The 4,170-nt window shown below is 70.3% G+C and carries 6 protein-coding genes; 2 read left to right on the forward strand and 4 right to left on the reverse strand.

Annotation, left to right across the window (positions count from 1 at the left end; genetic code table 11):
• The first annotated feature begins 131 nt into the window (after positions 1–131).
• On the forward strand, positions 132–536 hold the full coding sequence (locus tag B2284_RS00820; protein WP_006943992.1) for a phage holin family protein: 405 nt from the start codon (positions 132–134) through the stop codon (positions 534–536).
• Between the two features lie 127 nt (positions 537–663).
• On the opposite strand, the gene B2284_RS00825 is transcribed toward B2284_RS00820, so the two are convergent.
• Entirely contained in the window at positions 664–1,344 is a 681-nt protein-coding gene (locus B2284_RS00825) for an NUDIX hydrolase (RefSeq protein WP_240742507.1), read from the reverse strand.
• Positions 1,344–2,177, reverse strand: coding sequence for an endonuclease III (gene nth / locus B2284_RS00830; protein WP_136788534.1), 834 nt, complete (start codon positions 2,175–2,177; stop codon positions 1,344–1,346). The genes B2284_RS00825 and nth overlap by 1 nt, the downstream gene beginning before the upstream one ends.
• 215 nt (positions 2,178–2,392) lie before the next feature.
• Here nth and B2284_RS00835 point away from each other — a divergent pair, with 215 nt between their 5' ends.
• Positions 2,393–3,070 (forward strand): Crp/Fnr family transcriptional regulator, encoded by a 678-nt coding sequence (locus B2284_RS00835; protein ID WP_006943962.1) that lies wholly within the window; start codon positions 2,393–2,395, stop codon positions 3,068–3,070.
• Between the two features lie 71 nt (positions 3,071–3,141).
• On the opposite strand, the gene B2284_RS00840 is transcribed toward B2284_RS00835, so the two are convergent.
• Positions 3,142–3,963 carry an MBL fold metallo-hydrolase gene (locus B2284_RS00840; RefSeq protein ID WP_074046553.1) on the reverse strand — a complete coding sequence of 274 codons (822 nt, stop codon included), beginning with the start codon at positions 3,961–3,963 and terminating at the stop codon, positions 3,142–3,144.
• Between the two features lie 13 nt (positions 3,964–3,976).
• Positions 3,977–4,170 (reverse strand): hypothetical protein (locus tag B2284_RS00845; protein WP_286697077.1); only part of this gene is annotated, 194 nt, incomplete at its 5' end.

Below are 4,170 nucleotides of genomic sequence, written 5' to 3' on the forward strand. Positions count from 1 at the left end.
CGCCTCATCCTGTGGCCCGGTGGGCGCGAAACCCCACGAATCGGTAGTCTGTGGGGCAAGTACGAATTGTCTGACGCGCCAGGCCACCTCACTCGAGCTCGAGCGAGTGCCTGCTGACAGGAGAAAACCCCATGGCTCTCAACACCACGCGAGGCACCGAGCGCACGCTGGGTCAGCTCGTCTCGGACGCCACCACCGACCTGCAGAACATCGTCAAGGGTGAGATCGACCTCGCGAAGGTCGAGATCAAGGCGGATGCGCAGAAGGCCGGCAAGGGCGGCGGGATGCTCGCTGCGGCGGGCGTCCTTGCACTCTTCATGCTCGGCTTCCTGCTGACGTCCCTCGCCTACGGCCTGTCGAACATCTTCGGCTGGAACCCGTGGGCCGGATTCCTCATCGTCGCCGGCATCCTCGCCGTCGTCGCCGCGGTGCTCGCGCTCATCGGCATCAAGGCCCTCAAGAAGATCAAGGGCAAGCCCGAAAAGACGATCGAGAACGCGCAGGCGACGGTCGCGGCCATCAAGCCCGCCAAGTGATCCACCACGTCTGACGCTCTCGTCGGACGCTCGACGAAGGCGGCTCCCCATGCGGGGGGCCGCCTTCGTCATACCCGCACGATCTGGACGCCCCCAGGAACGCCACCGCTCCAGGCGACAGCCGACGTCAGCGCAGGAACCGCTGCGGCACCTGACGGCGATCGTCGGTGTTCCAGGCGCGGGTGAGCTCCGCAGCGGTGAGCACGGCGTCAAGCAGGAACGCTGTGAAACCCCACACGTACAGCCCGTCGACGGTGAACGCCGGCCCTGCGAAACCGCGCGGATGCGTCGCGGTGTGGCGATTGGCCGGATCGACGAGGTCGCTGACGCGCACCCGCGCGACGTGTGCCACCTCGATCGGGTCGAGCGCGGCGACCGGCGACGGCTGCTGCCACCACGCCAGCACCGGCGTGACGGCGAAGTTCGTCACCGTCAGCGCGACGGGTGCCAGCGCTCCGAGCACCTCGACGCCCGCCGGCGACAGACCGATCTCCTCGTGCGCCTCACGCAGCGCCGTGGCGACGGCGTCCGCGTCGTCGTGCTCGACTCCCCCGCCGGGAAACGAGACCTGCCCCGCATGCGTGCGCATCGCATCCGCGCGCTGGGTGAGGACGACATCGACGCCCCCGCCCTGCTCGTCGAGCGACTCGAGCCCCGCCATCGCGCCGTCCGTCGGCCCGAAGAGGATGAGGACGGCCGACTCACGGGCCCCGGGCTCGGGCGACGGCCAGGCACCGCGCAGCCGGTCCGACGAGCCGAGCTCGTGGACGCGATGCAACCAAGCCGGCGCCTCGGGCGCGTCCGTCATCACGCGAGCCCCGAGTGCCGCGGGACGGTCGGAGTGCCCCGATGCCCGGTCGAGAACGAGGCGTCGGGTTCGGCGCCGTCGACGAGGAGGCCGACGAGGGCCTCACCGCCCTTCGGCACGGCCAGTTCGTACTTGAGCAGCTTGCGGGCTGCATCGGCGTCGATCTCCCCCTCGCCGAACGACGGGCACCACTGCGCCACCGGGCAGACCCCACAAGCCGGGCGGCGGGCGTGGCAGATGCGCCGGCCGTGGAAGATGACGACGTGGCTGAGCATCGTCCAGTCCTTCTTCGGGAACAGCGCACCTACCTCGGCCTCGACCTTGACGGGGTCGTCGGACGTCGTCCACCCGAACCGGCGCGCGAGCCGCCCGAAGTGCGTGTCGACGGTGATGCCGGGCACGCCGAACGCATTGCCGAGCACGACGTTCGCCGTCTTGCGGCCGACACCGGGCAGGGTCACGAGGTCGTCGAGCCGGCCGGGCACCTCACCGTCGAAGCGCTCGACGATGTCCTGGCTCAGCTTGATGACGGCGCGCGTCTTGGCGCGATAGAACCCCGTCGGACGCAGGATCTCCTCCATCTCAGCCGGATCGGCGCTCGCGAGCGCCGCGGCATCGGGGTAGCGCGCGAACAGCACCGGCGTCACCTTGTTGACGCCGACGTCGGTGGTCTGCGCCGAGATGACGGTGGCGACGAGCAGTTCGAGCGGCGACTCGAAGTCGAGTTCCGCTCGTGCGTACGGGTACTGGGCGATCAGCGTGCGGTAGATGCGACGCGCCTGACGCACGAGCGCCGTGTGCGTCTCGGGGCGCGCGGCAGCACGGCGCGGCATCCTGCGCGCGGGCGACGTCGAGGGCCCTGACGAGGGGGCCGCCGGGCCTGCGTCGCCGGCCGGAGCGGACGGGGAAGAACTCATGCTCACACCCTAGAACGCAGCGCTGACAACCCCCTCCGACGGCCCGTGGGTGAGGGCCGTCACAACACGTCGCCCAGGAGTAAACAGCTGTGCTGTGTGGCCCGTCACGCGAAACGTGGCAGGATGGAGAGGTGGACATCGATGTTGTGCGTCAGGCCCCCCTCTTCGCTGCGCTGAGCGACGAGGATGCGCAGGCTCTTCTTCAGCGCATGTCGCGTGCGCGCATCGAACGTGGTGACGTGCTGTTCGAGGAGGGCGAGCCCGGCGACCGGCTCTACGTCATCACCTCCGGCAAGGTGAAGCTCGGCCGCCGCTCCCCCGACGGCCGGGAGAACCTGCTCGCCGTGCTCGGCCCCGGCGAGATGTTCGGTGAGCTCAGCCTCTTCGACCCGGGCGCCCGCACGACGACGGCGACCGCCGTCGCCGGCACCGACCTCGTCGGGCTCGGGCACGCCGAGCTCACCGAGTTCGTCTCGACGCGTCCCGAGGTCGCCGTCAAGCTGCTCGGTTCGATCGCGCGCCGCCTGCGCCGCACCAACGAGGCGCTCGGCGACCTCGTCTTCACCGACGTTCCCGGCCGCGTCGCCAAGGCGCTGCTCGACCTGGCGAGCCGCTTCGGCCGTCAGGTCGACGGTGGAGTCCTCGTCGCACACGACCTGACGCAGGAGGAGCTGGCGCAACTCGTCGGTGCCTCGCGCGAGACGGTCAACAAGGCCCTCGCCGACTTCGCCGGACGCGGCTGGCTCAAGCTCGAGGCACGCGCCGTCACGCTGCTCGACGTCGAGCGTCTGCAGCGACGCGCTCGCTGAGGCTCCCCCACGCGTCGAAGGCCGCCCCACCGAATCGGTGGGGCGGCCTTCGACGTCCGTCAGTGCTTGATTCAGACTTCGCCAATACGCGTCAGATGCGCCAACTGCGCCGCGACGACGGCTTCGACGGCGGGGCGCAGGGCCGCGTCGACGCCGCCGTACACACCGTCGATGACGGCGTCGACGCGCGCGGCGTCATCAGCGTCGGACGGTGCCTGGGCGAGCGCGGCCCGCACCCCGTCGAGCCGCTCGTTGCGGTGATGCCGGTATGCGTCGATGACGGCGAGGGCGTCGCCGCCGACGTCGCCGTGCCCGGGTGCCAGCACGGCGCCGGGGGTTGCCTCGAGGGCCGCTTCGAGCACGTCGAGCGTCACGAGGTAGTCGGTGAGGTCGCCGTCGGGGTGGGCGATGAACGAACTGCTGCCGCCGAGCAGCGTGTCGCCGCTGAACAGCACGACATCGCCGTCGCGTTCGAACACATACGCGACCGAATCCGCAGTATGACCGGGCGCGAGGACGACCTGGACGTTATCGAAGATCCGCCCGTCGACGAGCGTAATACCCTGTGCGCCGCCCCAGACGCGCGCGCGGACGCCTGCCTCGGACAGCAGCTCGACGAGCCTCGCCGCGCCGCCTTCGTGATCGTCGTGATGATGCGTGAGCAGGACGTCGACGTTACTCACGCCGCGCACCGCGTCGACGAGTGCACCGACGTGCCCGTGCTCGTCCGGCCCCGGGTCGATGACGAGCGCGCGCTCGCCGCCGTCGGCAACGCCGTCAGCTCGCGTGATGACATAGCTGTTCGTGCCACTCAGCGTCATTGCGCTCGGGTTGTCGCAGCGCACGTGAAGCACGCCAGGGGGCAGTGGATGCGTGGTCGCCTGGTCGGTCACGGAAGGTGCTCCCTCAGAGGTTGATACGGGCTCGCAGGTACGGGCCGTCGGGGCCCATGAGCGGTTCGGGACGGGTCGGTTCGAACGCTGCAGCTCGCGCCTGCGTCAGGGCCTCGGACGCGCTCACGGCGCGCGTCAGCCGCTCCAGACCGGTGCGGGTCGGCGGCAGGAGCCGGACGTGACCGGCCGCCATCTCGTCGAGCATCT

The sequence above is a fragment of the Dermacoccus sp. UBA1591 genome, from assembly GCF_002322065.1.
Lineage (GTDB): Bacteria > Actinomycetota > Actinomycetes > Actinomycetales > Dermatophilaceae > Dermacoccus > Dermacoccus nishinomiyaensis.